Here is a 3627-nt window from a genome sequence, read left to right on the forward strand (position 1 = left end):
CGCAGCGGCCCCCTGTTTCTTGTGTAACCCGGTCCGCCCCTTACGAGGGCAACCACCTGGAGATTCTGCTTCATGTCCCAAACCATCGTCGTCGCGGCGCTGTACAAGTTCGTCACCCTGGAAGACTACGTCGAGCTGCGCGAGCCGCTGCTCCAGACCATGCTCGACAACAACGTCAAGGGCACCCTGCTGCTGGCTCACGAGGGCATCAACGGCACCGTGTCGGCCACCCGCGAAGGCATCGACGGCCTGCTGGCCTGGCTGCGCAAAGACCCGCGTCTGGCCGATGTCGACCACAAGGAATCGTACTGCGACGAACAGCCGTTCTATCGCACCAAGGTCAAGCTCAAGAAAGAGATCGTCACCCTCGGTGTACCGGGCGTGGACCCGAACAAGGCAGTCGGCACCTACGTCGAGCCCAAGGACTGGAACGCGCTGATCAGCGACCCGGAAGTGCTGCTGATCGACACCCGCAACGACTACGAAGTGGCCATCGGTACCTTCAAGGGCGCCATCGACCCGAAGACCGAAACCTTCCGCGAGTTCCCCGATTACATCAAGGCCAACTTCGACCCCAGCAAGCACAAGAAGGTTGCCATGTTCTGCACCGGCGGTATCCGTTGCGAAAAAGCCTCCAGCTACATGCTCGGTGAAGGCTTCGAGGCGGTCTATCATCTTAAGGGCGGCATCCTGAAATACTTCGAGGAAGTGCCTCAGGAAGAAAGCCTGTGGGACGGCGACTGCTTCGTCTTCGACAACCGAGTCACGGTGCGTCATGACCTGAGCGAAGGCGAGTACGACCAGTGCCACGCCTGCCGCCACCCGATCAATGCAGAGGAGCGCGCGTCCGAGCACTATTCGCCAGGTGTCAGCTGCCCGCATTGCTGGGACACCCTGAGCGAAAAGACCCGGCGTAGCGCCATCGACCGGCAGAAGCAGATCGAGCTGGCCAAGGCCCGCAACCTGCCGCACCCGATCGGTTACAACTACAAAGCCGAGGCTTGATGCATGTCTGCACGCCTGATTTATGTGATGGACCCGATGTGCTCCTGGTGCTGGGGTTTTGCACCCGTGGCAGCGGCCCTGATCGCCCAGGCGCGTGATGCAGGTGTGCCCACCCACCTGGTGCCGGGCGGGCTGCGTACCGGCGGCAGTGCCCTGGACAGCTCTACCCGCAAGTACATCCTCGAGCACTGGCAGGCGGTGGCCGATGCCACCGGCCAGCCGTTCCGCTTCGAGGGGGCCATGCCCGACGGCTTCGTCTACGACACCGAGCCGGCCTGCCGTGCCCTGGTCAGCGCCCGCGAACTGGACGCCGAGCGCGTCTGGCCGCTGCTGGCGCTGATCCAGCGTTCGTTCTACGAGCAGGGCGTGGACGTGACCGTTGCACCGCATCTGGTCGACCTGGCCGAACAGGCGGGCTTCGACCGCCCCGTGTTCGCCGAGGCCTTCGCCCGTGCCGACACCCGCGCCGCCACTGCAGCCGATTTCAGCTGGGCCCAGGACCTGGGCATCGCCGGTTTCCCGACCTTGCTTGCCGAACGTAATGGCCAGCTGGCCCTGCTGACCAACGGCTACCAGCCGCTGGAGCGCCTGCAACCCTTGCTCGGCCGCTGGCTGCAGCAGGCCGCCTGTGCTTGATGTGCCTGGGTCACCCGACCCGGTGCCGGGCAAGCCTCACACTGCGGCCGATCGACTGAGCTGGGCGGAAATCCGCCGCCTGGCCCTGCATCACAAGAAAAACCTCTGGTCCGCCAACCTCATCGCCGTATTGGCGGCCTGCTGCAGCGTGCCTATCCCGCTGCTGCTGCCGCTGCTGGTGGACGAAGTGCTGCTGGGCCATGGCGATGCCGCGCTGAAGTGGATGAACCACCTGCTGCCGTCCAACTGGCAGGTGGCGGCAGGTTACATCGGCCTGATGTTGCTGCTGACCCTGTGCCTGCGCCTGGCCGCCCTGGCATTCAACGTGCTCCAGGCCAAGCTGTTCGCCGGCCTGGCCAAGGACATCGTCTACCGCCTGCGCATTCGCCTGATCGAGCGGCTCAAGCGCATCTCGCTGAAGGAATACGAAAGCCTGGGCAGCGGTACGGTGACCACCCACCTGGTCACCGACCTGGACACCCTCGACAAGTTTGTCGGCGAAACCCTGAGCCGCTTCCTGGTGGCCATGCTGACCCTGACCGGCACGGCGGCCATCCTGATCTGGATGCACTGGCAGCTGGCCTTGCTGATATTGCTGTTCAACCCGCTGGTTATCTACTTCACGGTGCAGTTGGGCAAGCGCGTCAAACACCTGAAAAAGCTCGAGAACGACAGCACCGCACGCTTTACCCAGGCGCTGGCGGAAACCCTCGACGCCATTCAGGAGATCCGCGCCGGCAACCGCCAGGGCTATTTCCTCGGTCGCCTTGGCCTGCGCGCCCGCGAAGTGCGTGACTACGCAGTGGATTCGCAATGGAAGAGCGACGCCAGCGGCCGCGCCAGTGGCCTGCTGTTCCAGTTCGGCATCGATATCTTCCGCGCCGCGGCCATGCTTACCGTGCTGTTCTCCGACCTGTCGATCGGCCAGATGCTGGCGGTGTTCAGCTACCTGTGGTTCATGATCGGCCCGGTGGAGCAGCTGCTCAACCTGCAATATGCCTATTACGCCGCCGGTGGTGCGCTGAGCCGCCTCAACGAACTGCTGGCACGCGACGACGAGCCGCAGTACCCGGCTGCCAGCGATCCGTTCGCCGGCCGCGAGACGGTGGGCATCGAAGTGCGCGACCTGCGCTTTGCCTATGCCGAAGAGCCGGTGCTCGAGCACCTCGACCTGTCCATCGCCCCGGGCGAGAAGGTGGCGATCGTCGGCGCCAGCGGTGGTGGCAAGAGCACCCTGGTGCAGCTGCTTCTGGGCCTTTATAGCGCCCAGGCCGGCACCATCCGCTTTGGCGGTGCCAGCCTGCAGGAAATCGGCCTGGAAACCCTGCGTGAAAACGTCGCGGTAGTGTTGCAGCACCCGTCGTTGTTCAACGACACCGTGCGCGCCAACCTGACCATGGGCCGTGACTGCAGCGACGAGGCCTGCTGGCAGGCGCTGCGCATTGCCCAGCTTGATGCGACCATCGCCGCCCTGCCGCAGGGCCTGGACAGTGTGGTGGGGCGCTCCGGCGTGCGCTTGTCCGGTGGCCAGCGGCAGCGCCTGGCCATTGCCCGCATGGTGCTGGCCGAACCCAAGGTGGTGATCCTCGACGAGGCCACCTCGGCCCTGGATGCTGCCACCGAATACAACCTGCACCAGGCCCTGGCGCGCTTCCTCAGCGGCCGCACCACACTGATCATCGCCCACCGCCTGTCGGCGGTGAAACAGGCCGACCGGGTGCTGGTGTTCGATGGCGGGCATGTGGCCGAGGATGGTGACCACCAGCAGCTGATTGCCGAGGGTGGGTTGTATGCCAAGCTGTACGGGCACCTGCAGCAGAGCTGAATTTGTGGCAGCCTGTGGGGGCCTTATCGCCGGCAAGCCAGCTCCCACAGGATTACCACAGGCCTGAGCATTGTGGGGTACCTGGACTGCCCCCGAAAAGTTGGACAGTTTTAGCCAGTAGCCTGAGTCCTGTAGCTGACAGGGCTCAGGCCATTGAGTTT

3 protein-coding genes are annotated in these 3627 nt (G+C 64.4%); all 3 read left to right on the forward strand.

Features of this window, described 5'->3' with window-relative positions:
- Positions 1-72 precede the first annotated feature (72 nt).
- From trhO to ACK1U9_RS15895, 3 genes are read left to right on the forward strand one after another with little or no spacing between them, the layout of a single operon-like run.
- Positions 73-1005, forward strand: coding sequence for an oxygen-dependent tRNA uridine(34) hydroxylase TrhO (gene trhO, locus ACK1U9_RS15885; protein WP_108480527.1), 933 nt, complete (start codon positions 73-75; stop codon positions 1003-1005).
- A 3-nt stretch (positions 1006-1008) separates the two neighbouring features.
- Positions 1009-1641: a DsbA family protein gene (locus tag ACK1U9_RS15890; protein ID WP_085601022.1), complete on the forward strand. Its 633-nt coding sequence runs from the start codon at positions 1009-1011 to the stop codon at positions 1639-1641.
- On the forward strand, positions 1634-3466 hold the full coding sequence (locus ACK1U9_RS15895) for an ABC transporter ATP-binding protein (protein WP_046615549.1): 1833 nt from the start codon (positions 1634-1636) through the stop codon (positions 3464-3466). Before ACK1U9_RS15890 ends, ACK1U9_RS15895 begins: the two co-directional genes overlap by 8 nt.
- The last annotated feature ends 161 nt before the right edge of the window (positions 3467-3627 follow it).

It is taken from the genome of Pseudomonas sp. XP1 (genome assembly GCF_053557675.1).